This window comes from Thermotoga sp. Cell2 (genome assembly GCF_000789375.1).
GTDB lineage: Bacteria > Thermotogota > Thermotogae > Thermotogales > Thermotogaceae > Thermotoga > Thermotoga petrophila.
On sequence record NZ_CP003409.1, the window covers coordinates 1,557,618 to 1,581,347 of the forward strand.

Annotated in this window: 22 protein-coding genes and 1 pseudogene; 11 read left to right on the plus strand and 12 right to left on the minus strand. The window is 46.6% G+C overall.

Annotated elements, in window-relative coordinates:
• Positions 1 to 7 precede the first annotated feature (7 nt).
• From fliS to CELL2_RS08065, 3 genes are read left to right on the plus strand one after another with little or no spacing between them, the layout of a single operon-like run.
• The gene (gene fliS, locus CELL2_RS08055) at positions 8 to 421 is read left to right on the plus strand and encodes a flagellar export chaperone FliS (RefSeq protein WP_012311235.1); all 414 of its coding nucleotides are present in this window, start codon (positions 8 to 10) and stop codon (positions 419 to 421) included.
• Positions 418 to 1,257 carry an N-acetyltransferase gene (locus tag CELL2_RS08060; protein WP_011943994.1) on the plus strand — a complete coding sequence of 280 codons (840 nt, stop codon included), beginning with the start codon at positions 418 to 420 and terminating at the stop codon, positions 1,255 to 1,257. Before fliS ends, CELL2_RS08060 begins: the two co-directional genes overlap by 4 nt.
• On the plus strand, positions 1,254 to 1,931 hold the full coding sequence (locus CELL2_RS08065) for a YjjG family noncanonical pyrimidine nucleotidase (protein WP_038034295.1): 678 nt from the start codon (positions 1,254 to 1,256) through the stop codon (positions 1,929 to 1,931). Before CELL2_RS08060 ends, CELL2_RS08065 begins: the two co-directional genes overlap by 4 nt.
• A 39-nt stretch (positions 1,932 to 1,970) precedes the next feature.
• Here the strand turns inward: CELL2_RS08065 and hcp are convergent, their stop codons facing one another.
• Entirely contained in the window at positions 1,971 to 3,266 is a 1,296-nt protein-coding gene (hcp, locus tag CELL2_RS08070) for a hydroxylamine reductase (protein ID WP_038034293.1), read from the minus strand.
• Between the two features lie 89 nt (positions 3,267 to 3,355).
• On the opposite strand from hcp, the gene CELL2_RS08075 reads away from it, so the two are divergent.
• From CELL2_RS08075 to CELL2_RS08085, 3 genes are read left to right on the plus strand one after another with little or no spacing between them, the layout of a single operon-like run.
• Positions 3,356 to 3,961: a Crp/Fnr family transcriptional regulator gene (locus CELL2_RS08075; RefSeq protein ID WP_038034290.1), complete on the plus strand. Its 606-nt coding sequence runs from the start codon at positions 3,356 to 3,358 to the stop codon at positions 3,959 to 3,961.
• A gap of 11 nt (positions 3,962 to 3,972) precedes the next feature.
• Positions 3,973 to 5,829 carry an HD domain-containing phosphohydrolase gene (locus CELL2_RS08080; RefSeq protein WP_038034288.1) on the plus strand — a complete coding sequence of 619 codons (1,857 nt, stop codon included), beginning with the start codon at positions 3,973 to 3,975 and terminating at the stop codon, positions 5,827 to 5,829.
• Entirely contained in the window at positions 5,807 to 6,520 is a 714-nt protein-coding gene (locus CELL2_RS08085) for an SDR family oxidoreductase (RefSeq protein ID WP_004080200.1), read from the plus strand. The genes CELL2_RS08080 and CELL2_RS08085 overlap by 23 nt, the downstream gene beginning before the upstream one ends.
• 26 nt (positions 6,521 to 6,546) lie before the next feature.
• Here the strand turns inward: CELL2_RS08085 and malP are convergent, their stop codons facing one another.
• The 7 genes and pseudogenes from malP to CELL2_RS08120 all read right to left on the minus strand — a co-directional run bounded on the left by malP (position 6,547) and on the right by CELL2_RS08120 (position 15,553).
• Complete coding sequence (gene malP, locus CELL2_RS08090; protein WP_004080201.1) at positions 6,547 to 9,015, minus strand: maltodextrin phosphorylase; 2,469 nt, start codon at positions 9,013 to 9,015, stop codon at positions 6,547 to 6,549.
• A gap of 160 nt (positions 9,016 to 9,175) precedes the next feature.
• Positions 9,176 to 9,748, minus strand: a complete 573-nt coding sequence (locus CELL2_RS08095) for a hypothetical protein (protein ID WP_004080202.1) — start codon at positions 9,746 to 9,748, stop codon at positions 9,176 to 9,178.
• Complete coding sequence (hemW, locus tag CELL2_RS08100) at positions 9,745 to 10,869, minus strand: radical SAM family heme chaperone HemW (protein ID WP_038034285.1); 1,125 nt, start codon at positions 10,867 to 10,869, stop codon at positions 9,745 to 9,747. The genes CELL2_RS08095 and hemW overlap by 4 nt, the downstream gene beginning before the upstream one ends.
• Positions 10,866 to 11,714 (minus strand): thiamine pyrophosphate-dependent enzyme, encoded by an 849-nt coding sequence (locus CELL2_RS08105; protein WP_004080204.1) that lies wholly within the window; start codon positions 11,712 to 11,714, stop codon positions 10,866 to 10,868. The genes hemW and CELL2_RS08105 overlap by 4 nt, the downstream gene beginning before the upstream one ends.
• A pseudogene (locus tag CELL2_RS08110) lies at positions 11,715 to 13,391 on the minus strand (2-oxoacid:acceptor oxidoreductase subunit alpha).
• Positions 13,388 to 14,860, minus strand: a complete 1,473-nt coding sequence (locus CELL2_RS08115; RefSeq protein ID WP_038034283.1) for a sensor domain-containing diguanylate cyclase — start codon at positions 14,858 to 14,860, stop codon at positions 13,388 to 13,390. The pseudogene CELL2_RS08110 and the gene CELL2_RS08115 overlap by 4 nt, the downstream one beginning before the upstream one ends.
• Positions 14,861 to 14,872: 12 nt before the next feature.
• Positions 14,873 to 15,553: a metal-dependent hydrolase gene (locus CELL2_RS08120; protein ID WP_004080208.1), complete on the minus strand. Its 681-nt coding sequence runs from the start codon at positions 15,551 to 15,553 to the stop codon at positions 14,873 to 14,875.
• A gap of 207 nt (positions 15,554 to 15,760) precedes the next feature.
• Here CELL2_RS08120 and mgtE point away from each other — a divergent pair, with 207 nt between their 5' ends.
• Genes mgtE through CELL2_RS08135 form a run of 3 tightly spaced genes read left to right on the plus strand, consistent with a single transcriptional unit; the run spans position 15,761 to position 18,983 of the window.
• Positions 15,761 to 17,101, plus strand: coding sequence for a magnesium transporter (gene mgtE, locus CELL2_RS08125; protein ID WP_038034280.1), 1,341 nt, complete (start codon positions 15,761 to 15,763; stop codon positions 17,099 to 17,101).
• A 12-nt stretch (positions 17,102 to 17,113) separates the two neighbouring features.
• Positions 17,114 to 18,034, plus strand: a complete 921-nt coding sequence (locus CELL2_RS08130; RefSeq protein WP_029682874.1) for an alpha/beta hydrolase — start codon at positions 17,114 to 17,116, stop codon at positions 18,032 to 18,034.
• A gap of 4 nt (positions 18,035 to 18,038) precedes the next feature.
• A complete protein-coding gene (locus CELL2_RS08135) occupies positions 18,039 to 18,983 on the plus strand; it encodes a hypothetical protein (RefSeq protein WP_038034279.1) in 945 nt (314 codons plus the stop codon).
• On the opposite strand, the gene CELL2_RS08140 is transcribed toward CELL2_RS08135, so the two are convergent.
• The 4 genes from CELL2_RS08140 to CELL2_RS08155 are packed head-to-tail and all read right to left on the minus strand — an operon-like array spanning position 18,903 to position 21,500.
• Positions 18,903 to 19,625, minus strand: coding sequence for an arginase family protein (locus CELL2_RS08140; RefSeq protein WP_038034277.1), 723 nt, complete (start codon positions 19,623 to 19,625; stop codon positions 18,903 to 18,905). The two genes, CELL2_RS08135 and CELL2_RS08140, sit on opposite strands and share 81 nt — an antisense overlap.
• A 12-nt stretch (positions 19,626 to 19,637) precedes the next feature.
• A complete protein-coding gene (locus CELL2_RS08145) occupies positions 19,638 to 20,321 on the minus strand; it encodes a type 1 glutamine amidotransferase (RefSeq protein WP_038034275.1) in 684 nt (227 codons plus the stop codon).
• A gap of 1 nt (position 20,322) precedes the next feature.
• Entirely contained in the window at positions 20,323 to 21,120 is a 798-nt protein-coding gene (locus tag CELL2_RS08150; RefSeq protein ID WP_012311248.1) for a hypothetical protein, read from the minus strand.
• Complete coding sequence (locus CELL2_RS08155) at positions 21,117 to 21,500, minus strand: PspC domain-containing protein (RefSeq protein WP_004080225.1); 384 nt, start codon at positions 21,498 to 21,500, stop codon at positions 21,117 to 21,119. The genes CELL2_RS08150 and CELL2_RS08155 overlap by 4 nt, the downstream gene beginning before the upstream one ends.
• A gap of 88 nt (positions 21,501 to 21,588) precedes the next feature.
• Here CELL2_RS08155 and zwf point away from each other — a divergent pair, with 88 nt between their 5' ends.
• The gene (zwf, locus tag CELL2_RS08160) at positions 21,589 to 23,079 is read left to right on the plus strand and encodes a glucose-6-phosphate dehydrogenase (protein ID WP_012311249.1); all 1,491 of its coding nucleotides are present in this window, start codon (positions 21,589 to 21,591) and stop codon (positions 23,077 to 23,079) included.
• Positions 23,064 to 23,726, plus strand: a complete 663-nt coding sequence (gene pgl, locus CELL2_RS08165) for a 6-phosphogluconolactonase (RefSeq protein WP_012311250.1) — start codon at positions 23,064 to 23,066, stop codon at positions 23,724 to 23,726. The genes zwf and pgl overlap by 16 nt, the downstream gene beginning before the upstream one ends.
• Positions 23,727 to 23,730: the final 4 nt, after the last annotated feature.

Consider the following 23,730-nt stretch of genomic DNA (forward strand, 5'->3'; position numbering starts at 1 on the left):
TGAAAAGATGAAGGAAAACACCTATCTTGAAAAGATGGTGATGACCGCAAGTCCTGCCAAACTCGTTCAGATGCTCTACGAGAAGGCGGTAGAGGTTCTGAAAGAGGCCGAGAATTTGCTGGCCGATAAAAAATTTGTTGAATTCAACGAGAAGGTGACGAGGGCGCAGGACATCATCACCGAGCTCAACCTCTCCCTCGACATGGAAAAGGGAGGAACGATCGCGCAGAATCTGAGAGCTCTCTACAACTACATGTTCCAGAGGCTCGTAGAGGGGAACGTGAAAAAGGATGTGGAGAAAATCAAGGAAGTTCGCGGGATGCTCGAAGAACTGCTCGAAGTCTGGAAAGAAGCTATGAAGAAAGCAGGGAACGTGACTCCTCCCGAAAAGAAGCAAGGGGGGTTGAATCTCATGGGGTGACCATAAAGAAAGCGAGCGAAGTTTCTGTGATAGATCTTGTGAACCTCGTGAATGAGATTTTCAAGGATTATGCGGTGCCTGTGAACTGGGATGTTTACAACTTCAACCTCGACGTGAGAGAAAATTCGATCTCTCTTGACGATTCTTTCGTGTTTTTTGAAAATGATGTTCCGGTGGGATTCATCCTACTGTGCATAAGGAAAGACAGGGGCAGAATAGACTCCATGGGTGTGATCAAACCGAAGAGAGGAACGGGACTTGCGGATATGATTTTGAAGCATGCACTGGAACATCTCATGTGGAAAGGTGTAAAAAGCGTTGTTCTTGAGGTTGTGGCGGATGATCAAAGGGCGGTTCGATTTTACGAGAAGAACGGTTTCAAAAAGAGAAGAGAGCTCTACAGTTATTTCTTCGACAGAAGAATAGATGGAACGGGTTCGGTGAAGTTCTTCGAAACGGACGAAAAGAGGATCCACATGTATGCCCTCAAGGCGAGAACGGATTTTAAAAGAAACCCGAACTGGCAGAGGGAGTGTACCACTCTTCTTCTCGCAGATGGACGGTATCGAATGGAAAGGGCAAGCTGGAGAGACGGAGAAGGTTATCTGGTCTGGGGTGAGACTCCCCAGAGTGGCTTCATAGTGGACGCTTTTGCCCTGCGTGGAAGCATGGACGAGTTCATAAGAGAGTGTGTGGATCACATCCAGAAAGAGAGCGGAAAAACGGCTGTGACGTGCACCGCGGTGCCTGAAGACGATCCCCTTTCTCGTTCACTCGAAGTGAACGGCTTTCAGAGAGTTCTCGTACAGTACGAAATGGAGTTGAAATTGAGTTGAAAAAGGGAGTTCTGTTCGATTTAGACGGAACGATTCTGGATTTTGAAAAGAGCGAAGATCAGGCTCTGAAAAGAACCTTCCTGAAGTACGGAATTCCTCTCACCGAGGATCAGGTGTTTTTGTACAGAGAAATAAACAGGAAATGGTGGAAGCTGCTTGCAGAAGGCAAGGTGTCGAAAGATGTCGTTGTTGTTGCCAGATTCGAAGAATTTCTGAAAACGCTGAACATCCCACTGGATCCAAAAGAGGTTGCAAAAGATTATCTGGAGTTTCTCTCTGAAGAAGCTCATTTCCTTCCAGGTGCAGAAGAATTCCTCGAAAGGCTGAAGAAGAAAGATCTTCGAATGGCTGCTGTGACGAACGGAGTCAGGTTCGTTCAGGAAAAAAGAAGCAGAAAACTGAAACTCGACAGATTCTTCGAGTTCGTCCTCACCTCCGAAGAAGCGGGAGTCGAAAAACCAGATCCACACATCTTCTGGATGGCACTCGAAAGAATGAACTTGAAAAAAGAAGAAGTCCTCTACGTTGGAGACGATCTCAACAGTGACCTCAAGGGTGCTAGAAACGCCGGGATAGATTTCGTGCTTTTCTCACCTGACGGTGACTCCTCTGGAGATTTCCCGGTTGCAAGGAATTTCGAAGAACTGGAGAAGATAGTAGAAGAGCTTCTGTGAGATTCGTGAAGTAAAAAACCCGCCGGGCGGCGGGGAAAGTCACACTTTCAGTATTTCTTTTATGTCCTTTTCCGGTTCCGAGATCGTCTTCAATCCGAATTCTGCGGTGAGCACTTTCAGAATGTCCTCGTTCACCCACGCGGGAAGAACAGGACCAACGTATATGTTTTTCAGGCCGAGTGCAAGAAGTGTCCACAGGATCGCAACTGCCTTCTGCTCCATCCAGGTGAGAACGAGTGTGAGAGGAAGCTCTGTGACTTCCACACCGAAAACTTTCGCGAGTGCCTGAGCGATCTCTATCGCGACGATCGTGTCGTTACACTGTCCCACATCGATGAGTCTCGGGATGCCCTCGATGTCCCCAAGATCAAGGTCGTTTATCCTGAACTTTCCGCACGCGAGCGTGATCACAACGGTTTCTTTCGGGAGTTTCTGAACGAACTCTCTGTAGTATTCGTTCCTCTTGAACGGCACATCGCATCCTCCTACGACGAGGAAGTGTTTTATCTTCCCGGCCTCCACGAGTTCTTTTATTTTGTCCGCGAGAGAAACCACAACAGACGTGGAAAATCCTGTCCTGAGTTTGTAGCTTCCCGGTTTTTCTTCAAGATCTGGCAGGCTCTTTGCCTTCTCTATCACCTCGGTGTAGTCGTATCCATCTATGTGCTTTACACCGGGGAGTCTAGCGATGCTCGTTGTGAACATCCTGTCTCTGTAAGATTCAGAGGGAATCAGGACACAGTTCGAAGTTCCCAGGATGGCAACGGAGTACTCTGCGAACAGCTTTCTCTGATCGTACCAGGCTTTCCCCAGGTTTCCAACGAGATTCTTGTACTTTCTCAGACCGGGGTATCCGTGCGCTGGGAGCATCTCGGAGTGGGTGTAAACGTAGACGTTCGTTCCTTCGACCTGTTTCAGAAGTTCTTCGAGGGCTTTCAGGTTGTGTCCCGTCACGATAATTCCCTTTCCCTTCTTCGTTCCGGTTTCCACTTCGACGGGGGTGGGTTCTCCGTAGGTTTCGATGTGTGCCTTTTTCAGAAGCTGCATCGCTTTCAGATTCATTCGGCCTGCTTCGAGTGCGTACTCCACGAAGGACTGTGCGTCGAAGTTCACGTTGGTGAGAGTGCTGTAGAGCGCCTCATCGAGGAAACCGGCGATCTCTGGATCGTCGTAACCGAGTTCTCTCGCGTGGTAGTAGTAGGCGGAAATTCCTTTTATTGCGAAGACGAGGTTGTCCTGTAGTCTTGCAACTGTCGGGCTCTTCCCACAAACACCGTACTCTGTACAACCGGTACCATTCGCGGTCTGTGAACACTGGTAACAGAACATCTGCATGTTTTTCCCTCCTTTTTCTGGGCTTTCCACTATGAAGTATAATTAGGTTGGAATAATCCTGTCTGTAACAATTGTTACGGGGTGAGAGAGTGGATCTGAAAAAACTGCTTCCTTGTGGGCGGGTTATAGTGTTCAGGAAAGGTGAAATCGTGAAACACCAGGATGATCCGATAGAAGATGTGCTCATTCTCCTGGAAGGAACTCTGAAAACGGAACACGTCTCTGAAAACGGAAAAACACTCGAGGTTGACGAGATAAAACCCGTTCAGATCATTGCATCCGGCTTCATCTTCTCCAGTGAACCCAGATTCCCGGTGAACGTGGTGGCAGGAGAGAACTCAAAGATTCTCTCGATATCGAAAGAGGTTTTTCTCGATCTTCTGATGAAAGACAGAGAGCTTCTTCTTTTCTTTTTGAAAGACGTATCGGAACACTTCAGGGTAGTCTCTGAGAAGCTCTTTTTCCTCACCACAAAGACGCTCAGAGAAAAGTTGATGAACTTCCTGGTGCGTCACATGAACGAAAAGAGAGAATTGACACTCCCTGTCACCCTGGAAGAGCTCTCCAGGCTCTTTGGCTGTGCCAGGCCGGCACTTTCGAGGGTCTTTCAGGAACTGGAGAGGGAAGGCTACATAGAGAAGCATGGAAGGAGGATAAAGGTTCTCAAAAATCCTTTCGAACATGATAGAATCTGAACAGAAAGAGGGTGATAGGGATCAGGGGGATTGTTCTTCTCTTTCTGATTTTATCGATTTCGATCTTTTCTCAGCCCCTTCGGATAGCCCTCGATGAAGACTACGCACCATTTTCCTTTTACGATGAAAGCGGAAATCTTGTCGGGATCTCCGTCGATTTCTGGAAGCTTTTTTCAGAGAAAACTGGTGTGGAAGTCGAGCTTGTACCCGTGAAGTGGTACAGGACGCAGGAATTGCTGACTGAAGGAAAGATAGACGCGATCGATCAGATCTTTAAAACACCCGAGAGAGAAGAAGCCCTCTCCTTTTCCAGACCCATATTCGAAATGAGATCCTGTGTGTTCTTCAGGAAAGACCTTCCCATAAGAGATTTTTCGGACCTGTCTTCTTACGTTGTCGGCGCTCTCAGAGGAGAAGGTGCTGTGAAAACTCTTCGTGAGAAAAATCCGGATGTGGAATTCGAGTTCTTCGACGATTATTCCTCCATCGCGAAGGCGTTGAAAGAGAAGAAAATATCGGTTTTCCTTGGTGATGATATAGTGGCAAGGTACTACCTCTCGAAGGAGGACCTCCTTCCAGAGTTCAGAACTCTTCATCTTGAGACGAATTATCTCCACGTTGCCGTTTTGAAGGGTAATGAAAGCGTTCTATCGCTCATAAATTCTGGACTGAACCGTATTTCTGAGGGAGAAAAGAATGATATCATCAGAAACTACATACCGCTTGTCCTCGTGACACCTCTGTGGTTCTTGAGGGTGGTCTTTTATGGAACTGCAGCTTTCGTGATATCTTTTGGCATTGCCCTGACGTTCATCTATTTGTTGAGAAGAAAAGTTGAGAAAAGAACCCTTCAGCTGAAAGAAGCAAACGAAGAATTGAAAGCCCAGAACGAAGAGATAGAAGCCCTCTATCAGGAGGTCTCCGCGAACCAGGAAGAACTCGAGAAGCTCTACGGTGAGATCAGAGAGCTCAACGAGTGGTTCAGAGAATCGGTGAGGAAAATAGCCAAACTGGTTTTCATTGAAGATAAGTCCAGATTCTTTTTCGAAGTGGGACAAATTGTGAAATACCTTCTGAACGTGAAAAACTTGAAAGTGATCCTCGATGATCGTGCACCTGAAAAAGTCGAAGGAACGGTATTTGAAATATCCCATTCAAATGAAAAACACGGTTACATTGTGCTGGAAGGCGATCTCAGCGAAGATGAAAAAGGAGTTCTCGAGTCGCTTCTAACCATTGTCTCTGCCATATACACGTACAGAAAGTTGATAAGCAGAGAAAGAAAACTCTACAGAGACATCGTGAAAACCTGGGTGAAAGCTCTCGAGTATTACGACTATTACACGAAAGGGCATTCGGAAGAGGTAGCTTATTACGCTGTTGAGATCGGAAGGATGTTTGACTTGGGCGATGAAAAGCTGGAAAAACTCTACTGGGCAGGCCTTCTGCACGATATCGGGAAGATCTACGTACCCCAGGTTGTTTTGAACAAAACAAGTAAACTCGACGAACGAGAATTTGAGCTGATAAAGATACATCCCGTTAAGGGATACGAGCTGGTCAAGGAGATCGAGGGTTTTGAAGATGTTGCAATCTGGATAAGGCATCACCACGAAAGATGGGACGGAAAAGGTTACCCGGACGGTCTCAAAGGTGAAGAAATACCCTTCGAAGCCCGTGTTCTGTGTGTGGCGGATTCCTATCAGGCGATGAGAAGCGACAGGCCCTACAAGAGAGGAAAGAGCGTCGAAGAATCGATTCAAGAGCTGAGAAGAAATGCGGGACGGCAGTTCGACCCCGTCATCGTGGAGAAGTTCATAGAGTTTTTGGAAGGGGGAGGAGACCTTGGAACTGGGCATCAGGGATAAGGGAGTACTCGTTCTTGCGGCGAGCAGGGGTATTGGAAGAGCTGTAGCGGATGTTTTGAGCCAGGAAGGAGCGGAAGTTACCATCTGTGCGAGAAATGAAGAACTTTTGAAGAGAAGCGGCCACAGATACGTCGTCTGCGATCTCAGGAAGGATCTGGATCTACTGTTCGAAAAGGTGAAAGAGGTGGACATCCTCGTTCTGAACGCAGGAGGACCAAAAGCGGGATTCTTCGATGAACTTACGAATGAAGATTTCAAAGAAGCGATCGACAGCCTCTTTTTGAACATGATCAAAATTGTGAGAAACTATCTTCCAGCGATGAAAGAAAAGGGCTGGGGAAGGATCGTAGCCATCACTTCTTTCTCCGTGATCTCACCGATAGAAAATCTCTACACATCCAATTCTGCGAGGATGGCCCTCACCGGATTTCTAAAGACACTCTCTTTTGAGGTGGCACCGTACGGTATCACAGTGAACTGTGTGGCACCGGGCTGGACGGAGACAGAGAGGGTGAAAGAGCTTCTCAGTGAAGAAAAGAAAAAACAGGTGGAATCTCAGATCCCCATGAGAAGGATGGCAAAACCCGAAGAGATAGCCAGTGTTGTGGCATTTCTCTGTTCCGAAAAGGCCTCTTATCTAACTGGACAAACCATTGTTGTGGATGGTGGGCTTTCCAAATTTCCGCTCTAAAGAAAAAAGAGGGGCAGAGCCCCCCGTCAGAGAACCTTCTTCCAGACAACCGGTACTTCGGGCAGGAACTTGATGGGAAGCCTGGGATGGTACGGTATGACTCTCACCGCGTAGAACCATCCGGGAGATCCAAGATGACCAAGAACACCATTGGTGTAAGTGTAAACGAATAGATCGTTCTCTTTCCTGTACCTTCTGATGTGTATCACTTTCCACACTTCGAGATCTTCCATTCCCTCTCCTCTTCCAGCCACAAGTTCGACTATCACGTCGTTCGGTGTGAGATCGCCCAGTTTTACAGTTACTTCTACGCTCTTCGAATCTTCAAGAACGATGCGCTCTATGGAAACATTCTCCCAGTTCTTGAGGATTCTTTCTTTCCAGGCTCCGATTTTTTCGACGTTTTCTCTTCTCTCCAGCCATTCCCTGTTCACAAGTCCCTTTATGTAGAATTTCTCCGTGTACTCTTTGAGCATGCGGGTGGTGCTGAATTTTGGAGCCACGCTCTTTATGCTTTCTTTCATCATGAAGATCCACTTTTCTCTGTTTTCGTAGTAGGTGGGGATTATTTCGTTTTCGAGAAGCTCATACAGAGCCTCGGCATCCTTTGGATCATCCGCTTCTGTTTCTGGAAGCACGCTTTCATCACCTATCACCCATCCGTTTCTGCCGTTGTATCCCTCAACCCACCAGCCATCGTATACACTCGCGTTCAGAACACCGTTCGCTGCAGCTTTCATACCACTTGTCCCGCTTGCCTCCATGGGCCTCCTTGGATTGTTCAACCACACGTCAACACCCGACACCATGAGTCGAGCCATTCCGATGTCATAGTTTTCGAGTACGATGATTTTGTTCTTGAAATCGGGCATCTGTGAAACTTCGTAGATCCTTCTGAGAAACTCCTTTCCACCTTCGTCTCTCGGGTGGGCCTTTCCAGCGTACACAATGTAAACCGGCCTCTCGGAATTATTGACAATTCTCTTGAGTCTTTCCAGATCGCTGAAGAGCAGGACGGCTCTCTTGTAAGTTGCGAACCTTCTGGCAAAACCTATGATGAGCACGTTTTCACTGATCTCCGGCAGTGGTTCGTTGATTCCAAGCCTTTCGTTTCTCCTTTTGATGGATTCTCTTATGTAATCTATGAATCGTTTCTTTGCGTTCAGATGCGCTTCCCAGAGTTCTTCATCGGGTATTCTGTCAACTCCGTACCATATTCCTTCGAGGTCAGTGTGTTCCCTCCAGACTCTACCGAGGTACCTGTCGAACAGTTTTCTCATCTCGCGGTTGATCCAGGTTCCCATGTGGACACCATTCGTGATGCCTTCAATGGGGATCTCCTCCACCGGAACTCCCTTCCAGACATTTTTGAACATCCTTCTCGATACGTCAGCGTGAAGTTTGCTCACTCCGTTTATAAAGGAGGAGGTTCTCAAAGCAAGATACGTCATGTTGAAATTTCCGTCTTCGTCTTTTCCAAGGTTCATAAGCAGTTCTTTGGATTCGAATCCTTCGAAGAACTTTGTCAGCTTCTTTTCCACGAAATCGAACGGGAACCTGTCGTGACCTGCGGGGACGGGGGTGTGTGTCGTGAAAACTGTGGTCTGTCTGACGATCTCAAGGGCCTCGGTGAAGGAATATCCTTCTTCCATGTAGCTCTTTATCCTTTCGAGGGATGAAAAAGCGGGATGACCTTCGTTCAGGTGGATGACTCCAGGTTTTATCTTGAGAGTCTTCAGGAGTTTCATTCCACCAATGCCGAGCAGAATTTCCTGGGAAACTCTCACATCAGGCTCGGGATTGTAGAGATAGTCGCAGATCTTTCTGAATCTATCCTCGTTTTCCTCGAAGTCAGTGTCGAGAAGATACAGTTTCACCCTTCCGACCTGTACCTCGAACACACGCGCTTTTACAGTATCGTTGTCTATGGGTACTTCTACGATCACCTGGTTTCCGTCTTCATCCCTGAGAGGTTTCATCGGGAGTTCTTCGATGTCGTATTCTGGAAAGATCTCGATCTGTCTTCCGTCACTGTCTATCTGTTGAGTGAAATACCCGTGTTTGTAAAGAAGACCTACGGCTATGAGAGGAAGGCCAAGATCACTGGCTGATTTGAGGTGGTCTCCGGCAAGGATACCGAGTCCTCCAGAGTAGATCGGAAGTGCTTTCGTCAGTCCGTATTCCATACACATGTAAACTATCTTTTCGTCCCATTCGGGATAGTTCACGTTGAACCAGGTGTCTTCCCTTTCCATGTAGTCTGTGAATCTCTCGAGCGTCAGTTCGTAGAGAGCGATGAAGTCCTCGTCTTTCGATAGTTCTTCCAGTCTTTCCTTTGAGACTTCTCTCAGTATTTTGACGGGATTTCTGTGTTCCTCCCACTTTTCTGAATCGATCATTCTCCAGAGTCTCTGAGCAGGTCTGGACCAGCTCCACCAGAGGTTGTAGGCAAGGCTCTCGAGCTCTTTCAGGTTCTCGGGAAGTTTCTCCAGCACAATTTCTCCTCCTCTCAGAGAGGTTTCTTTCAGAAGTATTCTACGTTGATTATAAGATGGCGTCAATTAAAAAATATTTCTGTAAACCAGAATATAGACATGATTAATGAAAGGAAATCTGAAAAGGACAGACTCCTCAGGGGAGGGTGATGAAGAAAATTCAGAACCCAGCCACTTCGTAGAGTTTGTAGGCTATCTCGTGTGTTCTCTTCTTCAGTTCCTCGAAGTTTCCACGGAAGATTTTCCACAGGATCTTTGTCGTGTAGAGAAGAGAGAATCTGGAAAGCATGTTTCTGAGCTCTTCCGTGTTTTCGCTTGGAACTTTCACCATTATTCTGTCAAGCCACTCCTCATAAACACCGATGTGCAGTGAAGAACCTTCTGTTTCGTCTATGAGAGAATTTATAGAGTGAACCAAATCGTAGAGATGGAAGTACTTTGTGAGCTGAGAGATGAGTTTTTTGTCCACGTCCCAGTTGAGCTCTGCGGGTACCGGTTCATAATAAGAAAAAAAGACCACGCCGTTTGGAAAATCCGCCGATGAGATCTCGAGTTCCCTTTCCATGAAAGCCTTGTTGTCGTAGTAACTCATCATAAAAACCGGCACCTTTTTCATCAGGAGTTTCAAATCTTCGGGATGAACTTTCAAGCTTCCAATTTTCATGTTCAGGTTGAGTGAAACCTTCTGTGGTTTTACAAAGAAATCGAGTCCTTTGTGAACTATGTGTGTCATCTCCCGCCCTCCCTGTACCATTCGATGAGATCAGAGAGTATCTTCTTTGAGAAATTCATACCATCCTCGCTTAAAAAAATTTTACCATTTTTCACCTTCAGATAACAAGGGTACTTTTTCTGTAACTTTTCTAGCAGGGGAAGGAGAATTTTCACCCGGTTTAACTCTACTCCTTCCTTTATCCTCAAACCCATGAAGACTGTCTCCAGCGCTTCCTCTTCTTCTGTGTTTTCGTGCACGTATTCGTAAGGTAATTCTCCTTTGGTGATTTTTTCCTCGTACTCTTTAAGATCAGAGGCGTTCACGTATCGAAGCCTTCCGATGTGCCCACCTGCGGAAACACCGAGTCCCAGATAGTTTTCATTTCTCCAGTAGAAGAGGTTGTGAAGAGATTTCTTCCCTGGTTTGGCAAAGTTCGAGATCTCGTATCTGAGAAATCCTCGTTCTTTCAGAAATTCAACGAAAAGGTCGTGCCTCCTTTCCACATCGTCTTCTTCGGGGAGTTCTACAAGACCTTTCTGAATGAGATCGAAAAGTCTTGTTCTTTCGTCTACCTCGAGGAGATATAGCGAAACGTGCTGAGGGGGAAATTCTTCAAGGAAACGGAAGTCTTTCTTCAGTGTGATGTCGGTCTCACCAGGAAGTCCAAGAATAAAATCGAAATTCACGTTTTCGAACTGTTCCAGAACTATCTTCGCTTTTTTCTTGAGGGTTTCTTCTTTGTAGAGCCTTCCAGCGTTCTTCAGCACAGTGTCATCGCAGGCCTGAACACCGAGACTGATTCTGTTGATTCCGATTTGTTTGTAGATTTTCAGTTTCTCTGTTTCAACAGACTCCGGGTTGACCTCGATGGTTATTTCATCTGGTGTGAAACCTCTGGAGACTCTCTCCAGTTTTTCCAAAACCATTTTCAAAAAAGAAGGAGGGACAACGGAAGGAGTCCCTCCACCGAAGTAGACGGTTTTTATCTCGCTTTCGCTGAGTACTTCTTCGTAGAGATCGATTTCTCTCAGGAGATGAGAGAAATACTCGTCAAATTTTTCAGAGACAACAGAGTAAAAATCGCAGTACACACACTTGCTCTTGCAAAAGGGAACATGGACGTAAACAGCGAGTTTCATGACTTTTTGCTTTCGATCAGCTCCTTCAGTTTTTCAAAATTCACTTCGTACTCGTAGAGAGGTGTCCTGTCACCTTTTCTTGCAAGTTCCTCGAAGGTCTCTTTGTTCTTGTTCACGTAGAATATTCCAAGCGGGAGTTTTTCAGTTTCAATGGCTCTTTTGAAGGCGAGTTCTCTGTCTGTGGGGTCGTGGTCTTTCAGATAGTACGTGTTTTCCCTGTACCATTCGTAGGTGTTCAACTTGTTGAAGGTGACACAGGGCTGAAGAATGTCCACCAAAGCGTATCCCTTGTGTTTCATCGCTTCCTTCAGTATGTCTTTTGTGAACTCTATGTCTCCTATGAAAGTTCTTGCAACGAAGGAAGCATCGAGCGCTATGGCAACAGCCAGAGGATTGAACGGTTCCAGAATCACACCGTCCACCTGCACTGGTGTTTTGAAACCTTTCAGACTCGTGGGAGAAGCCTGACCCTTCGTGAGACCGTAAACCTGGTTGTCGTGGACTATGTTCACGATATCCGGGTTTCTTCTGATCGTGTGTATGAAGTGGTTTCCACCTTCACCGTACATACATCCATCTCCACTCTCTGCGATCACGAGAAGGTTCGGATTCGTCGTCTTTATCGCCGTTGCCACGGGAAGTGCCCTTCCGTGAAGTCCGTTGAACATGTTAACTCCAACGTACTGGGGCATCTTCGCCGCCTGGCCTATACCCGATACTATGACCACCTGTCGTGGATCGACGTTCAGTTCCTCCAGCGCCTTCATGAGAGCGGTCCTTATTCCGAAGTTTCCGCACCCCGGACACCAGGCGATGTCCCTGCTTATGTATTCATCCAGCCTCATTCACAACACCTCCGCTATTTTCTCTTTCAGCTCTTCGACGGAGAACTGAAGACCGTTGTACTTTAGGATTCTGTCCTTTATATGGAAACCCGTCACCTGGCGGATCAGATTCGCGAACTGCCCTGTCGCGTTTCCTTCCACTGCCACAACTTTCTCGGCCTTTTCGAAGTATGTCGCGACGGACTCATCGATCGGCCAGACCTGAGAGAAATGAAGGAGCGCCACACCGTCAAGGCCTTCTATCGCTTCCTTTATCGGCTCCAGAGTGGAGCCCCATGCCACCAGGAGAACGCGGTAGTTTTCATCACCGATCAGTTTTGGTTTCACAATTTCTTTTTTCAGAGTTTCCCCTTTTCTGAGTCTCTTGTTGACCATCCTCACACGGGTATTGAAGTCTTCAGTTATGTGACCGAACTCGTCGTGCTCGTCGCTGTCGACCCTCACAAGACCCTCACCGTATCCGGGAATTCCTCTTGGAGAGATACCGTCTTCGGTGATGGCGTATCTGATGTAATCCCTGGTTGTTTTTATGAAGTGTTTTTCTACTTTCAATTCGTTCAGATCAAAACCGGGAAGATTGTAATACGAGTCAACGAGGTACTGATCCGTCAGGACGAAGACAGGCACCTGATATTTGTCGGCGACGTTGAAAGCTTTCTGCGTCAGATAAAAAGCCTCTTCCACGTTTCCGGGAGCATAAATGACCCTTGGAAAATCTCCGTGTCCGGCGTACAGAGCCAGGTTCAGATCTCCCTGCTCCGTTCTTGTGGGAAGGCCGGTAGCGGGTCCAGGTCTCTGTGCCAGATGGATCACAGCGGGCGATTCTATCATTCCTGCAAGACTGAGTGCCTCTTCCATGAGGGCAAAGCCTCCACCCGATGTGGTGACAAGACCTCTCGCACCGGCGTACCACGCTCCGATGATCATGTTCATGGCGGCGATTTCGTCTTCTGCCTGCTCCACCACTATTCCGAAGTCGTTCTTGTGCTGGGCAAGGAAAACAAGCACGGAGGTGGAAGGAGACATGGGATAGGAGGAGACAAAATTACAGCCTCCAGCGATCGCTCCAAGTCCCACAGCCTCCGCCCCATTCAGAAGAACTTCATTCTTTATCGATGGATCCTTTTCAACGTCGAATTCGATTTTCTGAGAGAGTTCTTGACCTTTCTAGTATCCTTCCAGCGCAGCGCGGATGTTGTCGTTCACGATGTCTTCACCTTTACTGCTGAACTGTCTGGTGATCTGGTCTTTCAGAGCGGATTCATCGGCGCCGAGCAGTCCAGAGAGAAAACCTATGGCAACTGAATTCGCGTATATGCTCTTTCCAATCTGTTTTGCTATGTTCAGGAATGGAATCACGATCTTTTCTCCGGGTGATTCTTTGATGAACTCTTCCTCTCCGATGACCAGTGTTTTTTCCGTGATACGATTCTTCAGCCTTTCTGTGGCCCCCTTTCCCAGGGGTATGAGCACGTCTATTCTGTCAACGAAGGAACGAACCCTTCTCGATGAAACCCGGATCTCCGTGGTGTTGTTTCCTCCTCTCACTCTCGACATGTACTCTTTGGTGGCAAACACATGGAATCCGGAGTCTTTTAAAACCCGTGTCAGAACGTTCTCGACCGTTTGTATTCCCTGTCCCGCTTCTCCGCTCAGGACGATGCTCACGTCTTTCATTCTGAACCACCTCTCTTTTCGAACTTGTTTTTGTAGAGAAGATCGTCCGCTCTCGCGAGCGCTCTTTCTATCGGCATGAAACCGTCTATCTCTTCATAACCAAAGGAGAATTCTATTTTGAAGGGCAGGTCTACATCTTTAAGGTTTTCTTCAACTCTCTTCAAAACACTGGCAGCGTTATCTTTGGTGCTATCGACGAGTACCAGAAGGAACTCGTCACCACCGTATCTGAAAACAAGATCCGACTCTCGAACGGTTCTCTTCAGGGTTTTGACGAATTCGACGAGTGCTTTGTCCCCCATGAGGTGGCCGTAAGTGTCGTTTATCATTTTCAAACCGTCCACATCCATGATCACCAGAACGGATTTCTTCTGATTTCGCCTGAGCCACGCCATGTGGGAGAATATCCACTCGTTGAAGTAGTGCCTTGAATAAGCTTCGGTTAAAGGATCTTTCAGTGCGAGTTCACGGTACTTTTGATGAAGATGGTACTCTCTCAGATAGAGAGAAACTACTTCCGCGAACGTATTGAGAACACTGAAGAAAGAGGGTGCTATGTCTTCGTTTGACAGAAAGACCATATGGTAAGAGGGCATATCTTTATAGTCCAGATGTACGACAATGTAATGAACACCGTTTTTTACTAATTTTTCTATTTTTTCCTCTTCTTTTGATTCTTCAAAATCGAATTCCGGTATCTCTTCCAGATCCGTATGAAACACGGGAATGTTCCCTTCGAATACGATTCCGCCTGTGAAGACATTGCTCGCTTCAACGATCTTCTGCAGGGCTTCCTTGAGGAATTCTTCAACGGAGATGGATTTTCTGAAGAGAAGCAAGAGAGTGAATATAGTGCTCATGACCTTTTGAAGCTGCTGTTCGTTTGCCAGTGTTTTCCTCATGAGAAGATAAGTGCTCGCAAGGTTTCCCAGTGATTTCAAGACCTTTTTTGAAAGTTCTGAAAAACCAGAGTACGGACTGTCGAGAGCGATGTTTCCCACGAATTCGTCTCCAGAAAAAATACCCACAACAAGGCTCTTTTTTGTACCCCGAAGAGTCCTTTCAAAGAATTTCCACATGTCGTCTGGAAAAAGATCTCTGTCATAATCGAGAAAATTCACTTCTACTGGATCTCTTCCAGCTCTGAACAAGTATCTGGATGGAAATCTCTTTCCAAGCAAATCTACGATGTGTCCCCTCGAGGCAACAAAGATCCAGTCCCCCGATGGTGTGATCCTGGAGACGCTCCCTTTTACTGCTTCCGGAACAACTTCCATCGCGATATTCAGAATTTTCTGAAAGAACTCTTCTTCGGGTGAATTCGGATCGAGTTTTGAAAGTCCATCAACTATGGTATCGAAGCTCTTTTCCAGCCGTCTGTAATACTCGATCTTCTTTCTCACATGACAGAAAAGATAAAGCGCAAACACAAGAAATCCGAACGAGACAACGTAGAAAAAAACTTGCAAACTATTTCCCCCTCACAATTCTAATGATTCTCCCGGCTCAAGAATCACACATTCAACACCCTTTTCCTCGACCTTTTTCTTGAACAGCTCTACATCCGCAAAGATGAGTTCCCAGGTTCCGTAGTGCATGGGAACAACCTTCTTCGGTTTTATCATCACTGCCGCCCTCACGGCGTCCTCCACGTCCATGACGAAATTTCCACCGATCGGAAGAAACGCAACATCCACGTTCTCCTCAGCGAGAAGTTCCATCTCCCTGGTTAAACCGGTGTCTCCTGCGTGGTATATCTTCTTTCCCTCAATTGTGATGAGAAAACCACTGGGATTCCCTCCGTAGATCATACTGTCACCATCGAGAATTCCGGAGCCATGAACGGCAGGTGTCATCTTCACCCTTCCGAAGTCGAAGAGATAGCTTCCACCGATGTGCATGGCATGGGTCTTCACACCCTTTTTTCCGAGATAATGGCAGATTTCGTAGTTGGATATCACCGTGGCATCGTTTTTCTTCGCTATTTCCACGGCATCACCGAGATGATCACCGTGTCCGTGTGTCACGAGTATGTAATCGATCTTTGGAAGTCCCTCCAGCTTTACGGGACAGACGGGATTCCCTGAAATGAAAGGATCGATGATGATGTTTTTCTTTCCCTCTATCAGCACCACGGCGTGTCCTAAGAATGTGACTTTCATGTTACCACCTCCCATTTTAGATTATACTCTTTTCGGAAATTAACGTTGAAGAAGGAATGTGTTCGTTGAAAAATTTTTCTTTCTGTACTGGTGTTTCTTCCGGTGTGATGTTAGAATAGTTCTACGCAGATGCTTTTTCGGGAGGTGATTTCTAAGTGGAAAGCACCAGTCTTCCTCCGTAAAAAAGCGGTCCGAGGAGGTGTGAAAATGAAGATCAAGGTAGAGATCGATCTTCAGGAATTGATCGAAAAAGGAGACTTCAAGACGCTCAAAAGGGTTCTCGAACAGCAGGATCCCGCCGATGTGAAAGAGATGATCGAAAAGCTCCCGCCCGACCTGAAAGTGGTTGTTTTCAGGCTCCTTCCCAAAGATAAAGCTGCTGAAGTGTTCAGTGAACTCGAACCCGACGATCAGCTGGAACTCATAAAGCTTTTCAGAGAGGAACGCCTGAAAGAGATCTTCGAATCGATGGATCCGGACGACAGAGTGGAACTACTCGAAGAGATGCCCGCAAACGTGGTGAAAAAACTCCTTTCGTACCTTCCTCCACAGGAAAGGGAGGAACTTCTTTACATCCTGAATTATCCTGAAGATTCTGCGGCAAGACTCGCCACTACGGAATACGTAGAGCTTTTCGAGGATATGACCGTCAGAGAAGCGCTGGAAAAGGTGAGAAAAGAAGGAAAGAAAAAAGAGAATATCTACTCTCTCATGGTGATAGATAGAACGAGAAAGCTCAAGGGAACCGTTGAACTCAGAGACCTGATAGTTGCCGATCCCGATCAGAAGGTATCAGAAATCATGAACAAAGATCCTGTTTTTGTTCACGCCATCGATGACCAGGAACTCGCGGCAGAACTCATGAAGAAGTACGACCTGATCATACTACCGGTGGTTGACAGCGAAGAGAGATTGATAGGTGTGATCACTTTCGACGATCTCGTTGACGTCATCGAAGAAGAGGCAACGGAAGACATACAGAAGATGGCCTCAATGAGTGCTACGTACACGTCTTATTTTCACACTCCCGCGTGGAAACTCATCCTCAAAAGATCTCCATGGCTTGTGGTACTCCTTCTCCTCGAGAGCGTCAACGGGAACATCATATCAAGCTACGAGAAATTTCTCGCCTCAATACCGATCATAGCAGCTTTCATACCGACAATGATAGGTTCTGCGGGTGACACAGGAGCGCAGATATCTGCACTCATGATAAGAGGATTCACACTGAACGAGATAAGTTTGAAAGACTGGTGGAAGGTTCTGTTGAGGGAATCTCTGATAGGTTCCACCTTGGGTTTGATTCTTGCGGGTGTTCTCTACCTGAGGGCTTTTCTGATCTCTTCTGATCCCACACTGAATTTCGCCGTAGCAACGGCCTTGCTCGTGTTGATTCTTTACGCGAACATCATGGGAGCGCTGCTTCCGTTCATCGCCCGTATTTTCAAAATCGACCCGGCCTTCATGGCAGGGCCTCTTCTCACCACGATCGTCGACGTGACAGGCATCATGATATATTTCTACGTGGTGCACAGCTTCTTGAGTTGAAGAGGGGAGACCATGGTTAAGCTGATAATCAAGTTTGGCTTGATAATAATCTCCTTCGTTGTGCTGTTTTCAAATGCCCTTCTGGGGCTTCTTTTCTTTTTCCTGCTTTCCCTTCCTGTGGTGAGAAACGCCGTTCTGGGAAGACTTCCGATAAAGCTAAAAAAATCGGTAACGGGCAACGTCTACACCTACGAATACAAAAACAGCCTGAAAATGGACGTGTATTATCCATCTGTGAAGAGAGAGAGTTACCCGTTCGTGCTTTTTGCACACGGTGGGGGATGGATCTCCGGATACAGGAGACAACCCAACAACGTTTCCTGGTACAGATTCCTCAATGCAAACGGTTTCGCTGTAGCGACGTTTGATTACAGATACGGCTACTTTCATTACATCGAAGATATTCTGGAAGATCTGAAAAGTGCGATATCGTTTTTGAACGAAAACAGGGAGCATCTGTTGATTAAAAATCTGAATCTCATGGGACTTTCAGCGGGAGGACATCTCGTTTTGTACCACGCGATGAGATCTTCTAAGGAAGGGGAAAAAGATTTCGATGGTAACGTGGTAGCCTGGTACGCCCCCTGCGATCTTCTCGACCTGTGGAGCATGGAGACATCCTCTCTCTTTGCGAGGTTCTCCGTTGCCACAACATTGAAAGGGTTTCCTGTACGAAAAAAAGAAGATTATGTGTTCTACTCTCCTGTAGCCTGGGTGAACCCGAAGGCACCTTCCACCATGCTGGTTCACGGCATGAAAGACGACGTTGTACCCTACATCTCATCTGTTAAAATGTACAAAAAGCTCAGAGAAAACGGAGTGGAAGCAAAACTGAGACTTCATCCGGAAGGGAAACACGGCTTCGAGTTCGTTCTGAAAGATCCTTTGACGGTGAAGATCCTCTACGAAACGGTCTCGTTTTTGAAGAGGTGAAAGTGTGTTTGAACATGTAAGGATGCCTTCCGATTATTCCTTCGGATATGTTCACAGGACAAAGAACGTCCGAATTTCCATTCTGAAGTTCAAGTCACCCTATCAAGACGCAGAAAAAGGAACGGACCCTGTGGAGGTGTACATCTTCTCTCCGAAGAGGAGAAAAGTAGGATCGGTGATGATACTTCAAGGACTTGGAAGCCGAAACGTTCTGTATCTTCTTCGGATGGCCTACTACCTTTCCAAAAGGAAGATAGAGGCGGTAGTTCCCGTTTTGCCGGGAAACTTCACCCGTGTAGCACACGGTTCTGTGAGCGGAAAGGATTATTTTTCCTCCGATCTGGGGAAGATGACCAGGTTCTGGGAACACGCTCTCACAGATCTTCTCAGTCTTTTGGAACTTTTGAAAGTTAAGAAGATGTGGCACGAGAGAAACTGCCTCTTTGGATACTGCCTTGGAGGCATGATCGCTGTTTTACTCAACGCACTGAGCAGTGATTTCAAAAAGACGATCATCATGATGGCGGGTGGTGACTTTGCCACTCTGTTCTGGAAGTCACCCACTCTGTCCTTTGTGAGACGTGAATTGAAAAGCGGAAAGGGAGAAGAACACGGAATGACGAACGAGGAGAATTTCTACGATGTCTACAGGAGCGATCTGGAGAGGCTGAAGGAATTTTCCTCGGTGCAGGAGATGTTGAGTTCAAACATACATCCCCTTTTGAAACTCGATCCGCTCGCTTACGCGAAGTTCGTGGATACCTCACGGATCGTGATGCTGGAAGCGATGTTCGATAAAGCGCTCCCAAAGAGCACAAGAGACATTCTATGGGAGCATCTTGGAAAGCCCAAAAGGATAAAGGTTCCATCAAGTCACGTGAGCTGGCTTCCCTTCCAGGTGCTCGCTGCCAGGTACATAATGAAGCTTCTCAAAGAACAAAGCGCTTAGAATTGAAAGATTCACCTTCTCACTTTCTTTCATCTTCCAGAATTCCGAAGGATCCGGTTCACCGCAGATGTCCGCTCCCAGGATCTTTCTCAAGGGGATGTGACGGAGCACGTTGAGAAGATCTTCCAGCGAAACTCTCCCGCTCTCCCATCCCGTTATCCCGATATCCAGAACATCTTTGTCAATACTCAGATACACCGGATGTCTTCCGAGGAGTTTCAGGATCTTCTGCGGATCCGTTTCAGAGTAAAACACTCTGTGGATCTTTTCCTGTTCCTGAGTGCCAACAACCACCACTTTCACCAGATGTTTCAGCTTCAGAGCTTTTCTGATCCAGCTGTCGCAGGTGAGGAACTCTTCCTCTCTGGCATCGAGGTGATTGTCGAAAACAACCAGTACGAAAGGTCTCTTTATTTTCTTGATGATGAAGTAGGTGAGGTGGTGGAACTCTCCATCGCCCAGAAACGTCACTCCCGGATGTGAAGGAAGGATGTTTTCAATTTCAGGAATCTTTTCGGGAAGGACCATGTACCTGATGCCTTCGATTTTTTTGGAAAACACAAACTCAGCGAGAGATTTTAGAGTCCGCTGTTCTTCGTAAACTCCATTGAAATCGAGGATGTGGATGTGAGGAGGTATCACAATAACACCTCCTCAGCTTTCCACCATCCTTTCCAAAAGAGACCTCAAGAGGCCTTTCAGGACTTTTTCCTCCCTCTCCGCCGTTTCAAGGAGAAGCCTGGGATCTATCTTCTTTTTTTCAAGTTCATCTTTGTATGCCTCTATCCAGCGTTTCATGGTTCTGGCTCCCACTTCTATATGGAACTGGAGCCCCACAGCCTTGCCATAGACGAATCCCTGGTTTTCATACTTTTCAGAAGTAAAGACCCTGGTTGCTCTGCGTGGAAGATCGAAAGTATCTCCATGCCACTGAAACACCCGCAGTCTGTCTGGAAATTCTCTGAAAAACTTATTGTCGGAGACCTTTTCAACAAAATACCAGCCTATTTCTTCTCCGTTTTTTCCTCTGTAGACACTCGCCCCAAGGACTTTAGCGAGCATCTGAGAACCCAGACATATTCCAGGGAACGGGATTTCTTTTTTCAGGATCTCTTCTATCAACTGAAATTCGTACTTCAAGAAAGGGTATTTCTCTTCCTCGTAGGCTCCCATATACCCTCCAAGAAGCACCACGAGAGAATACTCTTCGAGAGGCCTTTCGAGTTTTTCCCCTTTTGGAGTGTCCAGATAATCGAAACTCCAGTTCTTCTCCCTGAAGATATCTTCCATCATTCCAAGGTCCTCTATCTCGACGTGTCTAATAGCGAGCACTCTCACACTATATTCCTCCTTCAAGATGAACTCGAAAGACACCGTCTTTCAGTTTGAAGAAGAGATCAGGATTGAAATCCGATTCAACTATATTCCCTTCGATGGTCTTCAAAAGAAGTCCGTCTTTTTTATCGATGAAGTAAGAGACCCCAGTGGGTAGTCTGAACAGGACCTCCAGAACGCAATCTTCTGCCTCGAAATAAAGCGGAACGTTCATCTTTTGGAAATTGAATCTTATATTCAAAACGCTGTCTTTTGTTTCAATTCGCGTGAATCTGTTTTCTTCGAATTCACCCTTCACCGTGAAAGCACCGTTTTCGAAAGAAAGTTCGAAAATGTCCCTCGGAAACTCGATCTCCACTATCTTTGGACCGAGTTTTCTCCAGAGAGAACCCTTCACGATCAGATCTGAACCGAGTTTTGATACTTCTATTCCGCTGGACGCGTACACTCTGAGTTCTTCACCTTCAATGAACCTGACGGTGAACCCTCCGCTCTTGAACGAGATTCTCTTCACACCAGTGAAAACTTGATATTTCCCGGGTGTTGAAACAGATTCGTATGGCCACACAAGAAGTAATATAAGAAAAGCAGAAAACACACCCACACTCAAAAAGTACAACCATCTTTTCCTCACGCTGAGATAGATGAAATAAACACCGAAAGTTATCAGTATCAGAGGCCAGAAGAGGCCGAGATTGTGGAATATCCTTGTGAGGAATGAAAGAGAAAAGACATCCAGAAAAATCGTTGTAAGGAGCAGAGTTCCAATGAAAATGAGAAAGATACCGAATATTATCTTCATTTTTCATCTCTCCTCAAAAGAAGGAGCACACCAAAAATCACTAACAGAAGGGCAAGAACCACCTTCCATGCCACTCCAAAGAAGATTGGAAAGAAAGCGGACACGAGAAAGACGATTCCCAGGAAGATGAGAAGGCCACCGACCAATACTTTCAATCCTTCTGTGTTCTGAAGTGGTTTTTTTTCGCTCTCTGTTTCTCCCTCTTCTTCAGGCATGATCAACCAGGCGATGATGTATAGCAGAAGACCCGCTCCCCACGCGAGTGTGATGAGAACCCAGATCAGTCTTACAAGGGTCGGATCGACACCGAAGTACTCTGCAAATCCTCCACAAACACCCGCTATGATCCTGTTCTTTCTTGATCGTCTGAGCTGTTTCATGAACATCCCCCCTTTTAAGGAATTTTAACACAAAGGAAATTAGTTATTCCTCATTTCGTGGTAAAAATCCAGAAAGGCAGGTGAGATCATGAAGTGCAGTCTGGGATTGGAGAAATGTCCGGATGATACCCTCCGGTGTTTTCCAAAGATCGAACAACCTTTCGGAATTGTGATCTTCGGTGCTTCTGGTGACCTCACAAAAAGAAAGCTCATTCCCGCTTTGAACAGGTTGTTCGAGGCAGGTATTCTGCCCGAACGCTTTTTCGTTCTCGGTGCGGCACGAACGAAAATGGACGATAAGAAATTCAGATCCAGATTCGATGCCAACCCTGATTTTTTGGAACATTGCAGTTACATCAGCGTGGATTATCAGGATCCTGAGAGCTTCAAACAGTTGAAAAACACCATCGAGACTCTCATGAAAAGGATCGATTCCAACAATCTGGTCTTCTATCTCGCTGTTCCTCCGGATCTTTACATTCCTATTCTGGAAAATCTCTCGAAATCTGGGTTGAACGAAAAACCTGCGCGCGTTGTGATTGAGAAACCGTTCGGGAAAGACCTGGAATCGGCCAGAAGACTGGAAGAAACTCTTAAGAAGTACTTCCAGGAAGATCAGATTTTCAGAATCGATCATTACCTTGGAAAAGAAACCGTTCAGAACATACTGGTGTTCAGGTTTGCCAACTTCATATTCGAGGAGATCTGGAACAACAAGTTCGTGGATCACGTTCAGATCACGATGGCCGAAGACATAGGTGTTGAACACAGAGCAGGATACTTCGAAAACGTGGGACTCCTCAGGGATATCTTCCAGAACCACATGCTTCAGGTCCTCGCACTGATCGCCATGGAACCTCCTTCTTCTTTCAATGGAGAGAATTTCAGAAACGAGCGGGTGAAACTTCTCAGATCGATCAGACCGTTCCCTGTGGAGGAAATGGGAAACTGGATCGTCAGAGGCCAGTATGGAAGAGGGGTTGTGAACGGAAAAGAAGTGCCGGCTTACAGGGAAGAACCAGGAGTGGATGAAGACTCCAACGTTGAGACCTTCGTTGCCATGAAACTCTTCATAGACAACTGGAGGTGGAGCGGTGTACCTTTCTATCTGAGAGCCGGGAAGAGACTTCCCAGGAAAATAACCGAGGTTGCTGTTGTCTTCAAGAAGATTCCTCATTCGATCTTTGCCGGTGTACCTTCTGATGAACTGGAGCCGAACACGATAGTTTTCACCTTGCAGCCAAACGAGGGAATCTCTCTTGAGTTTCAGGTGAAAAGGCCCTGTCCCGGCATGTTTCCACAGCTTCTCAGTATGGACTTCAGGTACGAGGATTACTTTGGAGTGAAACTGCCCGACGCTTACGAAAGACTCCTTCTGGACGTGATACTTGGAGATCCTACACTTTTCATGAGAAGAGACGACCTCGAGGTTTCCTGGGAACTTCTCGATCCCGTTCTCAAGGCCTGGGAAAACGATCCTATTCGCTTTTCACCGCATGTGTATCCGGCGGGAACGTGGGGACCGAGAGAAGCCGATCTACTCATAGAGAGGGACGGTAGAAAATGGAGAAAACTGTGATATACCTGCTCGAAGATGGGTACGTTGATTTTGTAGTCGAGAAAATTCGCACAAAGATGGAAAAACTTCTCGAGGAAAAGGATAAGATCTTCGTCATTCTTGCCGGTGGGAAAACACCTCTTCCCGTTTACGAGAAACTGGCAGAACAGAAGCTCCCATGGGATCGCATCCACTTCTTTTTGAGCGACGAGCGGTACGTACCTCTCGACTCAGATCAAAGCAATTTCAGGAACATAAACGAGGTCCTTTTCAGCAGAGCAAAGATCCCTTCAAGTAATGTTCACTACGTTGACACTTCTCTTCCTGTTGAAAAAGCCTGTGAGAAATATGAGAGGGGAATAAGATCAGCTACTGACCAGTTCGACCTCGCTATTCTTGGAATGGGTCCCGATGGCCATGTCGCGTCCATATTCGACTTGGAAACGGGAAATAAAGACGGCCTTGTGACTTTCACGGATCCTTCCGGTGATCCTAAGGTTCCCAGAGTCACCCTGACGTTTCGTGCACTGAACACATCACGGTACGTGTTCTTTCTCATCAGGGGGAAAGAAAAGATAAACAGACTAACGGAGATCTTAAGAGATACACCCCTTCCCGCTTACTCCGTGAGAGGCAAAGAGAAAACCGTCTGGTTTGTGGGAAAATAATTCG

Excerpts from the sequence above, each read along its gene's own strand:
- fliS (WP_012311235.1), top strand. The coding sequence starts at position 8 with ATGAAGGAAAACACCTATCTTGAAAAGATGGTGATGACCGCAAGTCCT.
- hcp (WP_038034293.1), bottom strand. The coding sequence starts at position 3,266 with ATGCAGATGTTCTGTTACCAGTGTTCACAGACCGCGAATGGTACCGGT.
- CELL2_RS08095 (WP_004080202.1), bottom strand. The coding sequence starts at position 9,748 with ATGACACACATAGTTCACAAAGGACTCGATTTCTTTGTAAAACCACAG.
- hemW (WP_038034285.1), bottom strand. The coding sequence starts at position 10,869 with ATGAAACTCGCTGTTTACGTCCATGTTCCCTTTTGCAAGAGCAAGTGT.
- CELL2_RS08105 (WP_004080204.1), bottom strand. The coding sequence starts at position 11,714 with ATGAGGCTGGATGAATACATAAGCAGGGACATCGCCTGGTGTCCGGGG.
- CELL2_RS08120 (WP_004080208.1), bottom strand. The coding sequence starts at position 15,553 with ATGAAAGTCACATTCTTAGGACACGCCGTGGTGCTGATAGAGGGAAAG.
- mgtE (WP_038034280.1), top strand. The coding sequence starts at position 15,761 with ATGAAGATCAAGGTAGAGATCGATCTTCAGGAATTGATCGAAAAAGGA.
- CELL2_RS08130 (WP_029682874.1), top strand. The coding sequence starts at position 17,114 with ATGGTTAAGCTGATAATCAAGTTTGGCTTGATAATAATCTCCTTCGTT.
- CELL2_RS08150 (WP_012311248.1), bottom strand. The coding sequence starts at position 21,120 with ATGAAGATAATATTCGGTATCTTTCTCATTTTCATTGGAACTCTGCTC.
- CELL2_RS08155 (WP_004080225.1), bottom strand. The coding sequence starts at position 21,500 with ATGAAACAGCTCAGACGATCAAGAAAGAACAGGATCATAGCGGGTGTT.
- zwf (WP_012311249.1), top strand. The coding sequence starts at position 21,589 with ATGAAGTGCAGTCTGGGATTGGAGAAATGTCCGGATGATACCCTCCGG.
- pgl (WP_012311250.1), top strand. The coding sequence starts at position 23,064 with ATGGAGAAAACTGTGATATACCTGCTCGAAGATGGGTACGTTGATTTT.